General features: G+C 66.6%; 15 protein-coding genes. 13 read left to right on the top strand and 2 right to left on the bottom strand.

The window, feature by feature from the left end; all coding sequences use genetic code 11:
- Window positions 1-111 precede the first annotated feature (111 nt).
- A complete protein-coding gene (locus A2Z13_06380; protein OGP79992.1) occupies window positions 112-2886 on the bottom strand; it encodes an aconitate hydratase 1 in 2775 nt (924 codons plus the stop codon).
- Between the two features lie 75 nt (window positions 2887-2961).
- Here A2Z13_06380 and A2Z13_06375 point away from each other — a divergent pair, with 75 nt between their 5' ends.
- The 9 genes from A2Z13_06375 to A2Z13_06335 all read left to right on the top strand — a co-directional run bounded on the left by A2Z13_06375 (window position 2962) and on the right by A2Z13_06335 (window position 12533).
- Window positions 2962-3528: a hypothetical protein gene (locus A2Z13_06375; protein ID OGP79991.1), complete on the top strand. Its 567-nt coding sequence runs from the start codon at window positions 2962-2964 to the stop codon at window positions 3526-3528.
- A 126-nt stretch (window positions 3529-3654) separates the two neighbouring features.
- Window positions 3655-4590 (top strand): hypothetical protein, encoded by a 936-nt coding sequence (locus tag A2Z13_06370; protein OGP79990.1) that lies wholly within the window; start codon window positions 3655-3657, stop codon window positions 4588-4590.
- 11 nt (window positions 4591-4601) lie between these two features.
- The gene (locus A2Z13_06365) at window positions 4602-6611 is read left to right on the top strand and encodes a transketolase (protein OGP79989.1); all 2010 of its coding nucleotides are present in this window, start codon (window positions 4602-4604) and stop codon (window positions 6609-6611) included.
- A gap of 28 nt (window positions 6612-6639) precedes the next feature.
- On the top strand, window positions 6640-7782 hold the full coding sequence (locus A2Z13_06360) for a transaldolase (GenBank protein ID OGP79988.1): 1143 nt from the start codon (window positions 6640-6642) through the stop codon (window positions 7780-7782).
- A gap of 33 nt (window positions 7783-7815) precedes the next feature.
- Window positions 7816-8736 carry a 6-phosphogluconate dehydrogenase (decarboxylating) gene (locus tag A2Z13_06355; protein OGP79987.1) on the top strand — a complete coding sequence of 307 codons (921 nt, stop codon included), beginning with the start codon at window positions 7816-7818 and terminating at the stop codon, window positions 8734-8736.
- Between the two features lie 5 nt (window positions 8737-8741).
- Window positions 8742-10286, top strand: coding sequence for a glucose-6-phosphate dehydrogenase (locus A2Z13_06350; protein ID OGP79986.1), 1545 nt, complete (start codon window positions 8742-8744; stop codon window positions 10284-10286).
- The gene (locus A2Z13_06345; GenBank protein ID OGP79997.1) at window positions 10283-11080 is read left to right on the top strand and encodes a 6-phosphogluconolactonase; all 798 of its coding nucleotides are present in this window, start codon (window positions 10283-10285) and stop codon (window positions 11078-11080) included. The genes A2Z13_06350 and A2Z13_06345 overlap by 4 nt, the downstream gene beginning before the upstream one ends.
- Entirely contained in the window at window positions 11077-12063 is a 987-nt protein-coding gene (locus A2Z13_06340) for a glucokinase (protein OGP79985.1), read from the top strand. The genes A2Z13_06345 and A2Z13_06340 overlap by 4 nt, the downstream gene beginning before the upstream one ends.
- Window positions 12060-12533 (top strand): ribose 5-phosphate isomerase B, encoded by a 474-nt coding sequence (locus tag A2Z13_06335; protein ID OGP79984.1) that lies wholly within the window; start codon window positions 12060-12062, stop codon window positions 12531-12533. The genes A2Z13_06340 and A2Z13_06335 overlap by 4 nt, the downstream gene beginning before the upstream one ends.
- Window positions 12534-12543: 10 nt before the next feature.
- On the opposite strand, the gene A2Z13_06330 is transcribed toward A2Z13_06335, so the two are convergent.
- The gene (locus A2Z13_06330; protein ID OGP79983.1) at window positions 12544-15297 is read right to left on the bottom strand and encodes a hypothetical protein; all 2754 of its coding nucleotides are present in this window, start codon (window positions 15295-15297) and stop codon (window positions 12544-12546) included.
- Between the two features lie 197 nt (window positions 15298-15494).
- Here A2Z13_06330 and A2Z13_06325 point away from each other — a divergent pair, with 197 nt between their 5' ends.
- From A2Z13_06325 to A2Z13_06310, 4 genes are all read left to right on the top strand, one after another.
- Window positions 15495-17642, top strand: a complete 2148-nt coding sequence (locus A2Z13_06325; protein OGP79982.1) for a hypothetical protein — start codon at window positions 15495-15497, stop codon at window positions 17640-17642.
- Window positions 17635-18552: a hypothetical protein gene (locus A2Z13_06320; GenBank protein OGP79981.1), complete on the top strand. Its 918-nt coding sequence runs from the start codon at window positions 17635-17637 to the stop codon at window positions 18550-18552. Before A2Z13_06325 ends, A2Z13_06320 begins: the two co-directional genes overlap by 8 nt.
- A complete protein-coding gene (locus A2Z13_06315) occupies window positions 18533-19573 on the top strand; it encodes a hypothetical protein (protein OGP79980.1) in 1041 nt (346 codons plus the stop codon). Before A2Z13_06320 ends, A2Z13_06315 begins: the two co-directional genes overlap by 20 nt.
- Window positions 19574-19575: 2 nt before the next feature.
- The coding region (locus A2Z13_06310; GenBank protein ID OGP79979.1) for a hypothetical protein at window positions 19576-21262 on the top strand (1687 nt) is incomplete at its 3' end.

Here is a 21262-nt window from a genome sequence, read left to right as displayed (position 1 = left end):
GACGCCGCTTAAAAACCGGGACGGTCCTGGCATCCCCTTTCGGCCCATCCACCCCGGCGGTGTGACTGCAATACCTTGGTGGTCCTGCCAGGTCCTTCTCCAGGACTGTCCCTACCCGATGAGTCGCCGCAGAACGTAGGGCAGGATCCCGCCGTGGAGATAGTAGCGGACCTCCTCCGGGGTGTCGATGCGGGCCACCGCAGGAAACGCATTTTCCCTTCCGTCGAGAACGGCGCGGACCGTTACGCGCTTCCCCGGGGAGATCCCCGAAGCGATCCCCTCCACGGAGAAGATCTCCATTCCGGTCAATCCGAGCGTCTCGCGGGTGACGCCTTCCGAGAACTGCAGCGGCAGGATCCCCATGCCGACGAGGTTGCTCCGGTGGATCCGCTCGAAGCTCTCCGCCAGGACCGCCTGCACGCCCAGCAGCCTCGGCCCCTTGGCCGCCCAGTCGCGCGAGGAGCCCGAGCCGTACTCCTTTCCCGCGACGACCAGGAGCGGGATTCCCTCCCGCTCGTAACGCATCGCGGCGTCGTAGATCGTCATCGTTTCGCCGTCCGGCAGGTGGACCGTCCACCCCCCCTCGGTGCCAGGCGCGAGAAGATTGCGCAGGCGGATGTTGGCGAACGTCCCTCGCATCATCACCTCGTGGTTCCCGCGGCGGCTTCCGTAGGAGTTGAAGTCCTCCCGCTTCACACCGCGCTCGAGAAGGTAGCGTCCGGCGGGGCCGTCCGGCGCGATGTCACCGGCCGGGGAGATGTGGTCCGTGGTCACGGAGTCGCCGAGGACGGCCAGGACGCGCAGTCCCGCGAGGTCCCCGCGGGGGGCGGGGACGGCCGGAAGGCCTTCGAAAAACGGCGGATGCTTGACGTAGGTGGAGTCGGCCTGCCAGGCGAAGCACTCCGCCCGTGGAACGGGAAGCCCCTTCCAGACGGCGTCCCCTTCGAATACCCCGGCGTACTCCTTCCGGAACATCTCCGATCCCACGCAGTCACGGACGGCTTCCGCGATTTCCCGCGGCGGCGGCCAGATCTCCTTCAGGGTGACCGGATCGCCGTTCGGGTCGATCCCCACCGGATCGCGGGACAGGTCGACGTCCACGCTTCCCGCGAGCGCGTAGGCGACCACCAGGGGCGGCGAGGCCAGGTAGTTGGCCCGGCACAACGGATGGATCCGCCCCTCGAAGTTCCGGTTCCCCGACAGGACCGAAGCGGCGGCCAGATTTCCCTGCTGAACCGCTTCGGCAATCGGCTCCGGCAGCGGCCCCGAGTTGCCGATGCAGGTGGTGCAACCGTATCCCACCAGATGGAACCCCAGCCCCTCGAGGTAGGGGGTGAGGCCGGCGGCGTCCAGGTACCGCGTGACGACCTTCGACCCCGGCGCAAAGCTCGTCTTGACCCAGGGCCTGGTCCGCAACCCCCGTTCCACGGCGTTCTTCGCCAGAAGTCCGGCGCCGATCATGACGGCGGGGTTGGAGGTGTTCGTGCAGCTGGTGATGGCGGCGATCACGACCGCCCCGTCCGCGAGCCGGAACGACTGGCCGCCGTGCGTAACCGGGACCCCTCCGGCGAGTGCGGCACCGCCACCGCCAATCTTCGGCCCCGCGTCCGCCCTCCCTCCCTCCGCAACCCAGCGGTCCTGCCCCTCCTGCGCGGAGGGCCCCGGCTGCCTTCCCCAGCCCGCGAGCGCTTTCCGGAACGACTCCCTCACCGCCCCGAGCGGGACGCGGTCCTGCGGCCGCTTCGGTCCCGCAAGGCTCGGCTCCACGGTGGAAAGGTCCAGCGCAAGCGTGTCCGAGAAGGCGGGATCGGGCGTGTCGTCCGTACGGAACAGCCCCTGGAGCTTGCAATAGGTCTCCACGAGCTTCACCTGCGCCGCATTCCTTCCCGTGAACCGCAGGTAGGAGAGGGTTTCCCGGTCCACCGGGAAGAAGCCGATCGTGGCGCCGTATTCCGGGGACATGTTGGAGATCGTGGCGCGGTCGGCCACGGAGAGGGAGGAAAGGCCCGCGCCGTAGAATTCAACGAATTTCCCCACGACCCCCTTTGCCCGCAGCGTCTGCGTGACCCTCAGGACGAGGTCGGTCGCGGTGGCCCCTTCCGGGAGCTTTCCCGAGAGCTTGAACCCCACCACCTCGGGGAGGAGCATGGAAACCGGCTGGCCCAGCATCGCCGCTTCCGCCTCGATCCCGCCCACGCCCCACCCGACGACGCCCAGCCCGTTGATCATCGGCGTGTGGGAGTCCGTGCCGACCAGCGTGTCGGGATACGCCTGGAAACCGCCCCGCGCCTTCTTCCGGAAGATCACGGGCGCGAGGTATTCCAGGTTCACCTGGTGGCAGATGCCGGTCCCCGGAGGAACCACCCGCAGGCGCCGGAAGGCCTCCTGTCCCCAGCGCAGGAAGGCATACCGCTCTCCGTTCCGCTCGAACTCGCGCGCCACGTTCGCGGCGAACGCGTCCCGCGTCGCGAAACGATCCACCTGGACGGAATGGTCGATGATCAGGTCCGCCGGCATCAGCGGGTTGATCCGTTTCGGATCCCCCCCCATCCGGAGCGCGGCGTCCCGCATGGCCGCGAGGTCGACCAGCGCCGGCACGCCCGTGAAATCCTGGAGCAGAACGCGGGCGGGGCGGAAGGCGATCTCCCGATCGGAGACCTTCCCCGGGGCCCAGCGCGCCAGGGCCACGATGTCCTCCGTGCGCACGGAGACTCCGTCCTCCCACCGCAGGAGGTTTTCCAGAAGGATTTTCAGGGAAAAGGGGAGGCGGGATACCTTCCCGAACCTCTTTTTCTGAAGGGTCTCGAGGCGGAAGATTTCGTAGGGGATCTTTCCGATCGTCCGGCGGGTTCGGGTGCCGAAGCTGTCGGGGTGTTGATCGGCCATGGCACAGCCCCCTTAAGGCGAGGATAATCAAAATGGTACCATGAGTGTCTCCTGCGGGGCGAAAGGGGGTCTTCGATCGACACGGTTACGCTGCTGGGGATCGCCGTAGGACTTGCCATGGACGCCCTGGCGGTCGCCATTGCGACGGGCATCGCGCTCGGGAAGGTTTCCGGCCGCCAGACGTTCCGCCTCTCCTTCCACTTCGGCCTCTTCCAGTTCCTGATGCCCGTGGTCGGGTGGCTGGCGGGCCTGTCCGTCGAGCGGTACCTCTCCGGCTACGACCACTGGCTGGCCTTCGGCCTGCTGGGTTTCATCGGCGGGAAGATGATGTATGAGGCCTTGCGGGGGGGGGAGGGGGAAAGTGCGGCTGCAGACCCAACGCGCGGGGTCTCGCTTGTGCTCCTTTCCGTTGCCACCAGCGTGGATGCCCTGGCGGTCGGTTTAAGCCTCGGCGTGCTGCGCGTCCGGATCTGGTACCCGGCGGTGGTCATAGGAATCGTCGCCGCGGCGCTGACGGCAATCGGCATGCACCTGGGGGCCCCCCTGGGGAACCGGTTCGGCCGGAAAATGGAACTTCTGGGAGGATTGGTGCTGATCGGAATCGGATGCAATATTCTCTACCGGCACCTGTTTCCTTATTGAGGGGGATCCGGATCGAGGAGTTGTCGCGGGCGCTGCGCGCGCGACACGCCCCTTCCCGAAACCGCGTCGCGGGGGTATCATCACCCCGTTTCACTTTTTAGCATCGCGGCCGTTGTCCCGGAGGGCATGTTGCCGCAATCGATTGGCACCCCGTTGTTATGGACGGGGTTCACGGGTTTCGTCCTTTGCATGCTGGCGCTCGATCTCCTCGTCTTCCACAAGCGGGAGCACGAGATCAAGCCGAAAGAGGCTCTTGCCTGGAGCATAGGATGGGTCTCGCTGGCGCTCCTTTTCAACGTCGGCGTGTACCATTTTTTCGGGGCCGTGCGGGGCCTGGAATTTTTCACCGGGTACCTGATCGAGCTGGCGCTGTCGGTCGACAACCTCTTCGTTTTCGTCCTGATCTTCAACACGTTCCACGTCCGCCCCGCCTACCAGCACCGCGTCCTTTTCTGGGGAATCCTTGGCGCCCAGGTCATGCGCGCCGTCTTCATCCTTCTGGGCGCCGCCCTTCTCCAGGCGTTCCACTGGGTCATCTTCGTGTTCGGCGGGTTCCTCATTTTCACCGGCGTGAAGATCCTCCTCGACCGCGGAACCGAGGTTCACCCCGAGAAGAACCCGGTGCTCCGGCTGTTCGGGAAGATCGTTCCCACACTTCCGGACTCGTACGGGGGGCGGTTCACCGTCAAGCTGGACGGGAAACGGTACGCAACGGCGCTTCTCCCCGTGCTGGTCGTCGTCGAGGTGACCGACCTCATGTTCGCGGTGGATTCGATCCCGGCGATCTTCGCCGTGACCAACGACCCGTTCATCGTCTACACGTCGAACATCTTCGCGATCCTGGGGCTGCGTGCGCTCTATTTCCTGCTGGCCTCCGCGATGGGGAAGTTCAGCTACCTCAAGGTCGGGCTGGGGCTTGTCCTGTCGTTCGTCGGGGCCAAAATGGTCCTTGCCGAGTGGGTCGAAATACCGATAAAAATATCCCTGGCGGTGGTGGTCGCCCTCCTCGCCGGGTCGATTTTGGCATCGGTGATCCGTCCCCCCCGGCCGGGAAATTCCTAGGGAGGTATCCATTGGAGAACGAGCCGCTTGCCCTGCGGTCCATCAACGCAATACGCTTCCTGTCGGTCGATGCGGTGCAGAAGGCCGGATCCGGCCACCCGGGCGCGCCGATGGGGCTGGCCCCGCTGGCATACCTGTTGTGGACCCGATATCTCCGGTACAACCCACGGAATCCGGACTGGCCCGGGCGGGACCGGTTCGTCCTCTCGTGCGGCCACGCCTCTATGCTTCTGTATTCTGTGCTCCATCTCACCGGCTTCGACCTTTCGCTCGAAGACATCCGGCAGTTCCGCCAGTGGGGGAGCAGGACTCCGGGGCATCCGGAGTCGGGTCACACCCCCGGTGTCGAAGTGACGACCGGCCCCTTGGGGCAGGGGATCTCGAACGCGGTGGGAATGGCGATGGCGTCAAGGCTGCTCGCCCACAGGTTCAATCGGCCGGAGCACGAGATCGTGTCCCACCGGGTCGTGGCGCTCTGCTCGGACGGGGACCTTATGGAGGGTGTGGCCTCCGAGGCCGCCTCCCTTGCCGGATTCCACCGGTTGGGAAACCTCGTTGCCTTCTACGACGACAACCGGATCACGATCGAGGGGTCGACCGACCTTGCCTTCCGGGAGGACGTGGCGGGCCGGTTCCGCGCGTACGGATGGAACGTTCTCCAGGTCGAGGAAGGCAACACCGACCTGCCCGGACTCTCCCGGGCGATCGAAGCGGCGTTCGCCGAGCGGGAGCGTCCAACGCTGGTCATCGTTCGGACCCACATTGCGTTCGGGAGCCCCAACAAGCAGGACACGGCGGAAGCCCACGGCTCTCCGCTGGGGGAGGCGGAGGTGGCGCTGACCAAGGAAGCTCTGGGATGGCCGAAGGAGCCCCATTTCTACGTGCCGGACGACGTCCTTGCGCATTTCCGGGAAGCGGTCCCCCGGGGGGAGCGGCTCGAGCGCGAATGGCGGATACGGATGGCCGAATATCTGCGCGCCTTCCCCGACCTCGCCATGGAGTGGGAGCGGGTGACCTGGGGCGATCTTCCGGAGGGATGGGCGGACAGCTTGCCCTCCTTTCTCCTCGAGGGAGGGGCGATCGCCACCCGAAGCGCCTCGCACAAGGTGATCAACGCGATCGCGGCGCGGCTCCCCGAGCTCGCCGGCGGATCGGCGGACCTTGCGCCGTCCACGGAGACGCTCATCCGGGCCGGAGGGGAGTTCCTCCCCGGCGCCCCGCCGGGGGGTCGCAACTTCCATTTCGGCGTCCGCGAGCACGGGATGGGCGCGATCCTCAACGGGATGGCGCGCCACGGCGGTATCATCCCGTACGGGGCGACCTTCCTCATCTTCTCCGATTACATGCGAGCCTCCATCCGGCTGGCCGCGCTCATGGGAATCCGGGTGGTCTACGTGTTCACGCACGATTCCATCGGAGTCGGCGAAGACGGTCCCACCCACCAGCCCGTCGAACACCTGGCCGCGCTTCGGGCGATACCGAACCTCCATGTGCTCCGGCCCGCCGATGCCAACGAAACCGCGGCGGCCTGGAAGATGGCGCTCGAGCGGATCACGGGCCCCAGCGCCCTGGTCCTGACCCGCCAGAAGTTGCCGGTCCTGCCGCACGCCGCCGTTTACCGGGACGGCAACGTCTACCGGGGGGTTTACATCTATGAAGAAGGCGCGGGAGGAAGCCCGAGCGTGATCCTCCTGGCCTCCGGCTCCGAGGTGCACGTGGCCCTCGCCGCGAAGAAGCTCCTCGAGGCGGACGGCGTTTCCGCACGCGTGGTCAGCTTCCTGTGCCGGGAGCGGTTCGAGGAGCAGCCGGCTTCCTATCGCGAAGCGGTCCTCCCGCCTTCCGTCCGGGCGCGCGTTTCCGTAGAGGCGGGCAGTACCTTCGGGTGGGAGCGGTATATTGGAGAAAGAGGGATTTCCGTGGGGATCGACCGGTTCGGCGCTTCCGCGCCGGGGGACCGGCTGTTCCGGGAGTTCGGGTTTACGCCCGAGAACGTGGCGGCGAAGGCAATAGCGCTCCTTTAGAGCTCTTTACCTCGGGAGGGAAGGACTTATGACCGGGAAAGGGAATCCACTGGTCCGTCTGGGGGAGATGGGGCAGAGCCCCTGGCTCGACTATATCCACAGGGGGATCATCGCGTCGGGGGAACTCGCCCGGCTGGTCTCGGAGGACGGCATCAAGGGCGTCACCTCGAATCCGACGATCTTCGAGAAGGCGATTTCCGGGGGCCAAGAATACGACGAGCAGATCCAGGCGCTTTCCGCCGGGGGCGCGAGCGTCCTCGCCGCGTATACCGAAATCGCGACGGAAGACATCCGTCGGGCGGCCGACGTGCTGCGGCCCGTCCACGACGCCACGTCCGGGGCCGACGGATACGTGTCGCTCGAGGTCGAGCCGGATCTCGCGTACGATGCGCAGAAATCGGCGTCACGGGCGGAGGAGCTCTTCCGCAAGGTTTCCCGGCCTAACGTGCTCATCAAGATCCCCGCCACCGCGGAGGGACTGCCCGCCATCGAGAAGGCCGTCTCCCTCGGGGTCCCCGTCAACGTAACGCTCATCTTCTCCGTGAAGCGGTACGAGGAGGTGACGGCCGCGTACATCCGGGGGATGGAGAAGCGGATCGCCTCGGGGGGCGACCCTCGCAGCGTGGCCTCGGTGGCCTCCTTCTTCGTCTCGCGGGTGGACACCGCCGTCGACAAGCTCCTGGAGGAGACCGTCCTCCGCTGGCCGGGATCGCCCCGGGCGGAGACCGCGATCTCCCTGTTGGGGAAAGTTGCGGTTGCCAACGCGCGCCTGGCCTACGCGAGGTTCGAGGCGATCTTTTCCACGCCTCGGTGGCGGGAGTTGGCAGCGAAGGGCGCCAGGGTGCAGCGCCCCCTCTGGGCGAGCACCGGGACGAAGAGTCCGAAATATCCGGACGTGAAGTACGTCGAGGAACTGATCGGTCCTTTCACCGTCAACACGATGCCTCCTCAAACGATGGACGCCTTCCGGAACCACGGGGTCGTGGCCGACACGCTGTCCCGGAGGGAAGCGGAGGCCAGGGCAATCCTTTCCGACCTCGGGCTCCTCGATATCGGGCTCGAAACGGTCTGCGAAAAACTGACGCGGGACGGCGTGGAGAGCTTCGCCGACTCTTTCCGCAAGCTGCTCGCGGCCATCGAGCGGAGGCTATCGTCGGCTGGCATTGCCTGAGATCAACAACGTCCGCCGGATGGGGGGTGCGCCATGCGGATCGCGATGGTTGGCTTGGGGAAGATGGGGCTGAACATGACCCTCCGGCTGCTGCGCGGCGGGCACGAGGTGGTGGCGGTCGACCGGTCTCCGGCCGCCGTCGAGGCTGCGGCGCGGGAAAAAGGGTGCATCGCCGCCGCGTCACTCCCCGATGCCGTCGCGAAGCTCTCCCCCCGAAGGGTCGTCTGGCTCATGGTCCCGGCCGGCGCCCCCGTGGACGAAAGCATCGATTTCCTCCAGCCGATCCTGTCCCCCGGAGACATCGTCATCGACGGCGGCAATTCGAAATACACGGACGCGCCGCCGCGCGCGACCCGGCTCGGCGAGCGCGGGATCCGGTTCCTGGACGTGGGGACGAGCGGGGGGATCTGGGGGCTTGCGGAAGGGTACTGCCTGATGGCCGGCGGCGACGAGGAGGCGTTCCGCCACGTCTCGCCGGTGCTGGCCACTCTGGCCCCGCCCGAAGGGTTCGCTTACGTGGGGCCTCACGGCGCCGGCCACTTCGTGAAGATGATCCACAACGGGATCGAGTACGGGATGATGCAGGCATACGCCGAAGGGTTCGAGATCCTCCAGACGGCCCCCTTCCCTCTCGACCTCCCGGCGATAGCCGCCCTTTGGAACCGGGGGAGCGTGGTCCGTTCGTGGCTGCTCGAGCTGGCCGGCCGCGCGTTGTCGCGAGACCCGGGGCTTGCCGGACTTTCCCCGTATGTGGAGGATTCTGGCGAGGGGCGGTGGATCGTGGAGCGGTCGATCGAGGCGGGGGTGCCCCTGCCCGCGATCGGCCTGTCCCTCTATATGCGCTTCCTCTCCCGGCAGGAGAACTCCTTCGCGATGCGGATGCTCGCCGCGCTTCGCAACGAGTTCGGGGGACACGCCGTCCATCCGGCGGTTCCGAAGAAGGAGAAGGAGTAGCAAAGATGACGGCTGCAACCGGTGCGGCGGACGAGTCCCACAAGGGGGCGTGGATCGGGCCTCCCCCTCCGTGCCTGCTGGTGATCTTCGGCGCATCGGGGGACCTTACCCGGCGCCTGCTCATCCCCGATCTCTTCGGACTCTACCAGGAAAATCTCCTCCCGGAAGGCTTTGCGGTGCTGGGCGTCTCGCGAACCGCATATTCGGACGATGCGTTCCGGAGCTTGTTGCGGGATGCCGCGCATTCGCTGACCCCGGAGACGTTCGACGCCGCCCGATGGGATGCGTTTGCCGCAAGGCTTTTCTACCACCCTGCGGATCTCGAAAACCCGGCGAGCTACCCGGGATTGAAGGATCGCATCCGGTCCCTGTGCTCCGGCCGGGGGATCCCGGGCAACATCGTCTTCTATGCCGCCGTTGCCCCGAGACATTACGCTTCCCTGGTCGGGAGAATCGGGTCGGCGGCCCTTGCGGCTCCCTCCTCGGACCTCCCCGGCTTCCGCCGCCTGATCATCGAAAAACCGTTCGGGCGCGACCTTGCGAGCGCCTGCGCGCTCAACCGGGAGATTCTTTCGGTGTTCCGGGGAGAGCAGGTGTACCGGATCGACCACTTCCTGGGAAAGGAAACCGTCCAGAACCTCTTCGTCTTCCGGTTCAGCAACGGGATCTTCGAGCCGATTTGGAACCGCAATTACATCGACCACGTCCAGATCACCGTGGCCGAAACGATCGGCGTCGAGGGGAGGGGCGATTTCTACGAGGAGGCGGGTGCGGTCCGGGACATGGTCCAGAATCATCTACTCCAGCTCCTGGCGCTCGTGGCGATGGAGCCGCCGCACTCCCTCGACGGCGACGAAGTACGGGGAGAGAAGCTCAAACTGCTGAAGTCGATCGCGCGGGTACGTCCGGAGCGGGCAGGGGAAGTGTGCGTCAGGGGGCAGTACGCCGAAGGGGAAATGGACGGGAAGAAAGTCCCCGCCTACCGCGCGGAGAAGAACGTTTCCCCCGGATCCTTCGCGGAGACGTATGCAGCGATGAAATTTTCGATCGACAACTGGCGCTGGGCGGGCGTCCCCTTCTACCTTCGCACGGGGAAGCGGATGGCGAGAAAGGTTTCCGAGATTGCGATCCAGTTCCACCCCGCCCCATCGCTGCTGTTCGAGGACACCGCGTGCGGCCAGATGGAATCGAATCTTCTCGTCATCAACATCCAGCCGGAGGAGGGAATCTCCCTGCGGATCGGGGCCAAGGATCCCGGACCGGCGGTGTGCGTGCGGCCGGTCGATTTCCATTTCACGTACCGGGAAGCGTTCGGCGCGCGGAGCACCCCGGCCTACGGACGGCTCCTGCTCGACGTGATGCACGGAGACTCGGCGCTCTTCCCGCGGGAGGAGGAAGTCGAGACGTCCTGGACGCTGCTCGACCCGTTCCTTCGCCGATGGCAGGAAGATCCCTCGCGGGACCTGGTTTTCTACCCCGCTGGGAGCTGGGGACCGCCGGAGGCCGATGCGCTCATGGAAGAAGGAAGAGACCGGTGGCGCCGTCCGTGAGAAGGGGAGAGAACCCCTACGCAGAACGGCTTTTCGTCGTGTCCTCCGCGGAGGAACTGGCGCGCGCCGCGGCCGGCAGGCTCTGGGGGATCGTTCGCGAGCGGGCGGCGGTGCTCGCCCGCGGCGGGAAGCCGGCTTCCCGCATCCACATGGCACTGTCCGGCGGGGAAACGCCGCGGCGGACGTACGAGATTCTCTCCGCCGAGCCGTACCGTGCGCGATTCCCCTGGGAACGGGTCCATTTTTACCAGGTGGACGAGCGGTGGGTTCCTCCGGCGGATCCCCGAAACAACCGGAGGATGCTGCAGGAGACGCTCCTCTCCCGGGCAGCTGTCCCGGAGTCCCATGTTCACTTCGTAGACACCGGTTTTTCCTGCCCTTCGGAGGGGGCGCGCCGGTACGAGGAGGCGCTGCGCGCCGAGTTTCCGGTTCCTCCCGGCGGTTTTCCCCGGTTCGACGCGATCCTGCTGGGGATCGGGAAGGACGGACACACCGCCTCTCTGTTCCCCGGCATGCCCGAAACCGCGGTGGGCAACGCCTGGGTCGTGGCGTCGGAAGGCGGAGAGCCGCCGGTCTCCCGTGTGACGTTGACGCTTCCGGTCCTTTCCGCCGCTGCGCAGGTCATTTTCCTGGTGAGCGGGGCGGAGAAAGCGCAGGCGCTGTACAGCGTTCTTTCCGGAGATCCGGCGCTTCCGGCCTCGCAGGTTTCCCCTGCGCGGGGGAAAGTGACGTTCCTGGCCGACGAGGCGGCGGCGTCGCTCGCGATCCGGAAGGACGGCGGAGGAAGGCGATGATCCTTGCCGGCGACGCGGGAGGGACCAAGACCAACCTGGCGCTCTTCCGTCCGGAAGGCGCGCGGCTCTCGTGCGGCGATGTCCGCTCCTACCCGAGCCAGGAGTTCCCTTCGTTTGAGTCCATCCTGAAGGAGTTCCTCGGAGGCCGGAAGGATGTAGACCTGGCCTGCATCGGAGTCGCAGGACCCGTCCGCGCAGGACGGAGCCGGCTGACCAACCTTCCCTGGGTAGTGGAGGAGGAATCGATCCGGCATGCCTGCGACGCACGGCGCGGCTTCCTCATCAACGACCTGCAGGCCACGGCGTTCGCGGTTCCCTTCCTCGCGCCCGAACGGCTCGCCGTCCTGCAGGAAGGGAGAGCGGATCCGGAAGGGACCGTCGCGGTGGTTGCGGCCGGCACGGGGCTGGGCGTGGCGTTCCTCGTCCCTTCGAGCCGGGGATACCTGCCGTTCGCCTCCGAGGGGGGGCACGCCGATTTCGCTCCGCGGAACGAGCGGGAAGCGGGTCTGATGGAATTTCTCCGGTCCCGGTTCGGACGCGTGAGCGCGGAGCGCGTGGTCTCGGGCCCGGGGCTTCATGCGCTGTACAGCTTCCTGCGGGAGGCAGAGGGGATTGCAGAGGTGCCGGAGGTCGACGCTCTCCTCTCCCGGGAGGATCCGCCCCGGGTGATCGTATCGGAGGGCCTCTCCGTCCGGTCGTCTGCGTGCCGGGAGGCGCTGCGGCTCTTCGCCTCCTTATACGGGGCGCTGGCGGGAAACCTCGTGCTGCAGTTCTTCGCAACGGGAGGGATCGTTCTGGGCGGAGGAATCGCGCCCGCGATCCTGCCCGTCCTGTCGGAAGGGGCGTTCCTCGATGCGTTCCGCGCCAAGGGACGGTTCCGGGAGTTTCTGTCGGGAGTGCCGGTGAAGGTCATCCTCGACGACAAGGCGGCGCTACTCGGGGCGGCGCACTACGCCTTGGCAAGGGAGGGGATGGAGAGATGAGCCCGGGCCGGAAAATTCCGCGGATCGTCCTTGCCTCGGATCATGGAGGGGTGGCCATGAAGGCGGACCTTCTCCGCCATTTTTCGGGGAAAGGGTTTGCTCTCCTGGATTTGGGGACGGATTCCGCGGCCCCCGTCGATTACCCCGACTACGGCTTCGCGGCGGCCGCGGCGGTGCGCCGGGGAAAGGCCGAACGCGCGATCCTCCTCTGCAAGTCCGGGATCGGGATGGCCATCTGCGCGAACAAATCGAAAGGCGTCCGGGCCGCCGTGGTCTCCACCGTCGCGGACGCGGAACTCTCCCGTCGTCACAACGACGCCAATGTCCTGGTCCTCGGGGCCAACGAGGTCTCCACCGCGCTGGCGCGGAGAATCGTCGCGGCGTGGCTTTCGACCCCCTTCGACGGCGGCCGGCACCGGAGGCGGGTGAAAAAGATCCGGCGATTCGAGGAAGCGCACTGGAAAGAGTGAGAGGGTTCGTTCAGGATCTCCGGCCGATCGCCTGCCGGATGGCCCCGGCGAGGGCCCCGATGCGGTACGGCTTCCGGAGGAACCCCGCGACGCCTTCAGCGAGAAGCATCTCCGACTGGTCGTCTCCCGCGTAGCCGGAGGAAATAAGGACCCTGGCGGCGGGGTCGATTTCCCGCAACCGGCGGAAGGTTTCCACCCCCCCCATCTCCGGCATGATCAGGTCGAGGATCACGAGCGCGATCTCCCGCCGGTTTTCCGCGTACCGCGCCAGCGCCTCGATTCCGTTCCGGGCCGTGAGGACCGTATATCCCAGGCTGCCCAGCGTTTCCGTCGCCAGCAGGCGCAGCGATTCCTCGTCGTCCACGAACAGGATCGTCTCCGTTCCCCCGGCGAGGAGCTCCGGTTTGGGTAGCGCCGTCGGCACCGCGAGCATCATCGGCGAGGCGGGAAGGAGGATCCGGAATGTCGTTCCCCGTCCGTCCGCGCTCCGGGCATCGATCCATCCCCCGTGGTTTTTCACGATTCCATACACCATTGCAAGCCCCATCCCGCTTCCCTTCCCCGGCTCCTTCGTTGTGAAGAAAGGCTCGAAGATGCGGGGAAGGTGCTCCACGGAGATCCCCACTCCGGTGTCCGAGACGGACAGGGAAACGTACTCGCCGGGCGGCGCCTCGGCGAGGCCGTAAGCCTCCGGATCGGAAAGGATTACGTTGTGCGTCTCGATCCGCAGCGTCCCGCCGTTGGGCATCGCGTCTCGCGCGTTGATGCACAGGTTGAGGAGAGAGTGCTCCAGCTGGCCAGCGTCCCCCTCCACGGGAAGCAGCGCGACGGGAAGCGCCGTCCGGATGTCGATCGAGCGGTCGAAAGTGGGACGGATCATGGTGACGACCTTCTCGACGACCCCGTTCAGGTCCGTCGGTTTCACGTCGAGCTTGCCCCTGCGTGCGAAGCCCAGGAGCTGGCGGGTGAGCTCCCCCGCGCGGAGACCCGCATGCTCGATGGCGTCGACCTGCGCTGCCGCCTCCTCCTGCCCTCCGAATCGGCCCTTCAGGAGGGAGGTATATCCGAGGATCGCCTGGATGATGTTGTTGAAGTCGTGCGCGATTCCGCCGGCCAGGGTGCCTATCGCCTCCATCTTCTGGGCCTGGCGGAGACGGCCTTCCAGCTCCCTCTGCTCGGTGATGTCAATGATCTGCCCCAGCACGAGGGTCTTCGAGACGGGGAAGATGTTCACGTTTGCCCAGAACTTCGAGCCATCCTTGCGGCGGATGAAGGCCTCCTTCTCGATGCCTTGGCCGCTCGACAGGACGGAGGCCAGGGGGGTGGCCATCTCCGGGTTGACGTGGAGATCGGTGTTCCGGAGGCGGAGGAATTCCTCCCGCGAATACCCCGTAAGCGTCAGGCACCCGTCGTTGACGTCGACGAACCGTCCGTCCAACGCCGAGATGGCCGCGGGGGGGCCCTGCTCGAAGAGGAGCCGGTACCTCTCCTCCGAGTTCTTCAGGCGCACGTAGGCCCGGTGCTTCTCGATCGCCAGCGCCAGCTGGTCCGGGATGCTTCCCAGCCCCTCGATGGTGTCCAGGGAGTATTCCCCCTTCTTCCGGCTGTTGAAGTTCAGGGTCCCCACGACCCGCTTGCCGGCGAACAGGGGGATCATCAGGCGCGACCGCATCCCTTCCCGGACGAGGATCTCGTTTTCCGCGAACGCCTCCTCGGAAGAGGTCATGTCGTCATCGATTCGCGGGATCCGCCGGACCAGCACCCACCCCGGCGCCGAGCGATCGAGGGGGATCCTGGTCCCGCTGCCCAGGTCCGTCCGCCCCTTGGCGTAGGCATGGATGATGATGGGGTCCTTCCCTTCCTCGAAGAGGGCGATGGACGTCTGGTCGAAATCGACAAGTTTCTCCAGCTCCGAGACGATGCGGCCGTGAACTTTCCGGATGTCCCACTCCGAGGCGATGATCCGGTTGACCTTTTCAATGATCCGGAGGCGGGTGATCGCCTCCTGCAGCCGGCTCTCCAGGCCGCGGATCTCCGCCGTTCCGCCGACGGCGACGACCGTCCCCTCCGGGTTGCCTTCATCGTCCTTCAGGAGGGAAACGGTCAGGCGGCAAGGAACCGTTTTCCCCGTCTTGCTCACAAGCCGGTCTTCGCGGCAGACCGCTCCTTCCTCCCGCACGCGCCGGAGGATTCCTTCCACGGACTCCGAAGGAAAGGGGAAGAGCGGATGGATGGCGCTCCCCACCATTTCTCCGGCGCTCCACCCGAAAAACCGCTCGGCGGCCCTGTTCCAGAGGCGAATCCGGCCGGACATGTCGGTGAGAAAGATCGGGACATCCGCGGCCAGCAGCGCGCACTGTCCCAGGTGCGCCTCCCTGCGGGAACCTCTCGCATCGTCGATGGACCAGGCGATCCCTGCGATCGAGAGGGGATCGCCTGAAGTGGCGCCCGCCGAGGGGAGGAGAGTGATCCGGAGCCATCGCGCTTTTCCGTCGGCGCACCGGAACCGGAAATCCTCGGGCGCGGGGGAGGCCGACGCGGCGTTTCCCCAGAGGCGGGCAAGGCGTTCCCGGTCATCGGGAGAAAGGCGCTCCGCAAAAAGTCCCGGCCGCGCAAGGAGGTCTCTCGGGTCGAATCCCGTCATTCCCGCCGCCCCGTTCGTGATCCAGAGGAGCGACAGGTCTGCGTGCCGCAAAGCGAAGAGAAACGCCGGAATCCCGGCAAGGAGGGTCTCGATCAGCTGGGGAGCCAGACCCGGTAACATTACCTTACATTTAATATCGAGTCCGGTTCCTCGGCAAGAGAAAAGCCTCGGAGGCGGCAGCCGTTCCCGGTTGGGACATCTGGAGATTTTTCCTTATGTATTAAGATCAAGGAGGACGGCAAAGCGCTTTATTGACATCCCTCCGCAACCCTCTTATAAGGGAAAAACGCTTCACGCGGGTGGAAGGTGGCAGAGGCATGGGAGACACGATACCGTTTCCGGTGAAGATCCGGGGGGCAGGCGATCCGTCATCCGGCGAGGTTCCGCTTCTTGCCGTGCCTCGAATTGCCCGGATCTGCGCACTCGGGCTCGGCCTGGACGAACTGCTGGGGGAGGTGTGCCGGGAGATCCAGGCCCTGTGCGGCGCGGAAGGATGCTATCTCGTGTCTTGCCGGGAGGAGCCAGCCCGGGTGGAGATCTGGCACGGCTCGCTTCCGGGCGAATGGCCGGACCTTCGGGACGCTTACCGTTCGCAGGGCCCGCTCGAAAGGACGCTGGAGCGTCTCCGTTCGGAAGTCGTCCTGAAGATCGACGATCTCGATCATCTGCCCCCCGACGATCCGATCCGGACCTTGTATGGTTCCCGTCCGGTCCGGTCCACCCTCTTGTTTCCCTTGAGGTTCGCCACCCGACTTCTGGGGTTGCTTTCTCTCCACAGGTACAGCGCTCCGGGGGCGTGGCGCGAAGGGGACGTGCGCGTGGTCGCGGAAGTCGTGTCCCCCATCCTCTCCGCGGCGCTCGAACGCCGCAGGATGGAGGAACACCTGAGGGAATCGGAGGCCCGCTACCGTTACCTGTCCGACAACGCCCTCGACTTCATCTCCCTGCACGATCCCGCGGGGAAGGTTCTTTACGCAAGTCCCGCCGCCCGACGGATGCTGGGATACCGCCCGGAGGAGATGATGGGGGTTCCCGCCGAATCCTTCCTCCACCCCGACGACCGGGAGAAGTTCCGGGAGGGAAACCGGTGCCTGACGAGGGGGGATCGCACGGCGGCCATGCTCCAGTACCGGCTCCGACGGAAGGACGGCGGTTACACCGACGTGGAGACGGTCTCCTCGCCTGTGCTCGACGAACGAGGGGGGGTCCGCCAGGTCTTGCGGGTCACGCGCGATCTCACCGAGCGGAAAAAGATGGAGAGCCTTCTGTTCGAGAGCCGGAAACTGGAAACCATCGGCCTGCTGGCGAGCGGCGTGGCCCACGAGTTCAACAACTTGCTGGTCGGCATCACGGGGGCGGTGGAGATGCTGTCCCTGCAACTTGCGGGAAACGAGGAGGCCGGGAAATTCCTCGCCATGATCGGGCGAAACGGGGCGCGTGCCGTGGAGCTGACCCGCCAGCTCCTGGCGTACGCGCGGCAGGGGAAGTACAGCCCCCGGATCGTCTCCCTGAATCAGGCGGTCCTGGAGGACGTACCCGTCCTGAAAGCGGCTCTTCCGGCCTCTGTGGAATTCCGGCTCGACCTCGCCGAGGGGATCCCCCCCGTACTGGCCGACATCACGCAGCTCAAGCAGGTCGTGATGAGCCTGTGCCTCAACGCCGGAGAAGCGATGCCCGGCGGCGGCGTTCTTACCGTCCGGACCGGGAAGAGAGAAAGCCTGCCGGACAGCATCGAAGGTGCGCCTGCGGACGGGGAGGGGGCGGCGGCAGGGAATGCGCGGTCCGGCAGACCGCTTTCGGGGCCTTGCCCGGTTCTGGAGGTATCCGACACGGGGAGCGGGATGGACGAGAAGACGCTCGCCAGGATCTTCGAGCCGTTTTTCACCACGAAATTCATCGGGCGGGGGATGGGGCTGGCGGCTGTCCGGGGAATCGTGGACAGCCACGATGGGGCGATCCTTGTCCGGTCGGAGCCGGGCAAGGGGACCACCTTCCTCGTCGGGTTCCCGGCCGCTTCCGGGGCGCCCGCGGAGGGGGAATGCGCGGAAGCGCCGTCGCGCAGCGGGGCGGAGACGATCCTCGTCGCCGACGATGAAGACGACGTCCGGGAAGTGGTGGGCGCCATGTTGAGGTCATTCGGATACCGCGTGCTCGAGGCCCGGGACGGCGTCGACGCGCTGGAGCTGTTCCGCGAGCGTTTCCGCGAGATCGATCTCGTCCTTCTCGATCTGATGATGCCCCGCATGACCGGCGACCGGGTCTTCGCCGAGATGCGGCGGATCTCCCCCGGGGTGCGCGGACTTCTCGCGAGCGGGTACGACGAGAGTGGGCGGATCCGCGAGATCGTGGCGGAGGGGTTCGGCGGCTTTCTGCAGAAACCGTTCCGCCGCAGCGAGCTCGGGCGGAAGGTGGAAGAGATCCTGGGGCACCCGGGACCGGACGAAGGTCCCGCGAACAATGGGTAAAAGGAACCCCGCGGCGGTTTTCACGGCGGCGCTTCTCCTCGCGGCCTGGGCCGGCGGATGCTCCCCCAGGACCTACGTGCTCCACAAGGTGGCCGACGCCGTTTCCTCGGGGGGAGAGGGATTCGCGGCCGACGACGATCCGGAGCTGGTCCGGGACTCCATTCCTTTCGCGCTCAAGTCAATGGAATCCCTCCTTGCCGAGCAGCCGCATCACCGCGGGCTTTTGACCTCCCTCGCCCGCGGTTTCACCCAATACGCGGGCGCCTACGTCTGGCAGGACGCGGTGGAGGCGTCCGATCCCGAGGTCTCGCGCGCCGGCAGGGAACGGGCGCGGCGGCTCTACCTGCGCGCCAGAACGTACGGCCTGCGGGGGCTGTCGGACGCGCATGCGGGTTTCCGCGAGGAGCTCGCGGCGGACGCGGCGAAGGCCGTCGGGTCCGCGGTGCGGGAGGACGTGCCGCTCCTCTACTGGACCGGTGTATCCTGGAGTCTGGCGGTCGCCTCCGCACAGGACGATCCGGAGATGCTGGCGGACCTCCCCCGGTGCGAAGCCCTCCTGCGCCGGGCGCTCGCGCTCCAGGAGGACTTCGACGGCGGGTCGGTCCATGAGGTTTTCATCGCCTTCGAAGGGGGGCGACCAGAGGCGATGGGAGGATCGGCGGCAAGGGCCAGGTACCACTTCGAGCGGGCGATGGAGCTCTCCGGAGGGAAAAAGGTTTCGCCCCTGGTGACCCTGGCCGAGACCGTTTCGGTGCGGGCGCAGGACCGGAGGGAGTTCCTGGATCTTCTGGACCGGGCGCTCGCTTTCGACGCGCGCAAGGAGGCCCCCGAATACCGGCTGGCCAATCTCGTCGCGCAGCGCAAGGCGCGCTGGCTGAAAGGGAGGGTGGATGAACTGTTCCTGGAATAGGCGTGCCGCCGCCGCAGCAGCTCTCTTGTTTCTCGCACTCGCCGCTTCCACCGTTGGGGCTGCGCCGATGGTCATCAAGATGGCCACTCTCGCACCCGAGGGGTCGTCCTGGTACAGGGTCCTTCAGACCATGGGGGAGGGGTGGAAGAAGGCGACCAACGGCGCCGTCACCCTGCGGATTTACCCGGGCGGCGTGTCGGGCGACGAGGATGCGGTGATCCGGAAGATGCGGGTGGGGCAGCTCCAGGCGGCGGCCGTCACCGGGATCGGGCTCTCGTACCTCGACCGTTCCTTCTACGCCCTCCACGTTCCGATGATGTACGCCTCCGACGAGGAGTTCGACTACGTCCGCGACCGGCTCTCCCCCGTCCTCGAGCGCCGGCTCGAGGAGAAGGGGATGATCGTCCTCAACTGGGGGGACGCCGGCTGGGTCCACTTCTTCGCGAAACATCCGTTCACCCGTCCCTCCGAGGTCAAGGCGATGAAGCTCTTCGTCTGGTCGGGCGACACGAACCTCATCCAGCTCTACAAGGAGACGGGGTTCAACCCCGTGCCCCTCTCCGCGATCGATATCCTGCCGGGCCTCCAGACGGGACTCATCAACGCCTTCGACACGACCCCCCTCGCCGCCCTGGCGTTCCAGTGGTTCGGGCTTGCGCCGCACATGGCCGACCTCCGGTGGGTCCCGCTCACCGGGGCCACGATCATCGACAAGAAAGCGTGGCTTTCCATCCCGGAGAACCTGCGACCGAGGATCCTCGAGGCGGCGCGGGAGGCAGGGAAAAACCTGCGCGACGAAATCCGCCGGCTCAACGACGAGGCCGTGAAGGTCATGGTGAAAAACGGGCTCATGGTCAGCCACGTTCCCCCGGAGGTCCAGGCGGAATGGCGAAAGATCGTCGAGGATGTCTATCCGCGGATCCGCGGAAAAATCATTCCAGCGGACATGTTCGACGCCGCGCGGAAGTACCGTGACGAGTACCGGGCGGATCGCAGCGGAGAAAAAGGCGGGACCCGGTAACGTTGGAGGCGCCTCCTCATCTCCCCCCTGCCGGGGAAAGGCCGCAGGCGGGGTTCCTCGACCGCGTCGAGAACGCGGTCTCGATCGTCCTCCTCGTCGGCATGGCCGTGCTCCCGCTCCTGGAGATCGTCGGCCGCCGCCTCTGGCGGACGGGGATTCCCGGTTCGAACACCCTCGTCCAGCACGCGACCCTCTGGATCGGCTTCCTCGGGGGGGCGATCGCCGCCCGGGACGACCGGCTCCTGTCGCTGGGCCGACTCCCGGAACGGTTCCGGGAGCCGACCCGCGGAGTCCTGGCCGCCTTCACCGCGGCGGTCTCCGCCGCCGTCTCCCTCCTGCTCGCCTATTCGGGGTTCCAGCTCGTCCGGGCGGAGTGGGCCGACCGGCAGCGCGTCATCCCGTTCCTCCCCGTGTGGTTCGCGGAAGGCGTGATCCCCGCGGGGTTCGCCCTCATCGCGTGGCGGCTCGTCCGGGGCGCATCCCGGGATTGGCGGGTCCGTGCGGCCGTCGCGGCCGCCGCGGGCGCGTGCGTGGCGCTCGTCTCCTCGGGCCTGATCCTCAAAAGCGCGCCGTTCGCGGCCGCGCTCGCAACCCTCCTCGTCGCGGTCATCCTCGGAGCCCCGCTCTTCGTCGCCCTCGGCGGCCTCGCGGTGATCCTCTTCCGCCACGCCGGCGTCCCTCTCGCGTCGATCTCCGCCGAGATCTACCGCCTCGTCACTTCGCCGTCCCTTCCCACGATCCCCCTGTTTGCCTTCGCCGGGTACCTCCTCACGGTGGGGAACGTCTCCCGCCGCCTCGTCCGCTTCTTCCGGGCCCTTGTCGGCTGGATGCCCGGGGCGATCGCAGTGGTCACGGTGCTGGTGTGCACGTTCTTCACGACCTTCACCGGCGCCTCGGGCGTCACGATCGTCGCGCTCGGGGGGATCCTGTTGCCGGCCCTCCTCGCGGAACGGTACACGGAAAGGTTCTCCCTGGGGCTCCTTACGGCCTCCGGTTCGCTCGGGCTCCTTTTCCCTCCGTGCCTTCCGGTCATCCTTTACGGGGTCGTGGCGGGGATCGCGGTGGACCAGATGTTCAAGGGGGGGTTTCTGCCGGGGGTTCTCCTCACGGCGATCCTGGCGGCCTGGGCCATCCGGGGAGGGGTCCGGGCGGGCGCCCGGCGGACGCCCTTCTCCCTCAAGGAGCTGGGAGCTGCGGCCTGGGATGCGAAGTGGGACCTCCTCCTCCCCGTGATCGTCCTCCTCGGAATCTTCGGGGGGTTTGCGACGACCGTCGAGGCGGCTGCGATGACGGTCCTCTACGCATTCTGCATGGAAGTATTCATCCATCGCGACATCACCCTGCGGAGGCAGTTTCCAGAAGCGGGGACGGAGTCCGCACGCCTCGTGGGTGGATTCCTCATCCTCCTCGCGGCGGCTACGGGGCTCACGGGGTACATGGTCGATGCCGGGATACCGCAGACCATATTCGATTGGGTCCGGTCCACGATCCACTCGCGGTTCGTTTTCCTCCTCGTCCTGAACGGGTTCCTGCTCGTCGTCGGGGCCTTCATGCACATTTTCTCTGCGATCGTCGTTATCGTCCCGATCCTTGCCCCCCTCGCCGCATCCTTCAATGTCCACCCCGTGCACCTGGGGATCATCTTCCTTGCGAACCTCGAGCTCGGGTTCCTGATGCCCCCGGTGGGGA

The sequence above is a fragment of the Deltaproteobacteria bacterium RBG_16_64_85 genome, assembly GCA_001798885.1.
GTDB lineage: Bacteria > Desulfobacterota > Deferrimicrobia > Deferrimicrobiales > Deferrimicrobiaceae > FEB-35.
Note: the sequence above shows the minus strand (reverse complement) of the source record. Positions and strands in the feature narration are given on the sequence as shown.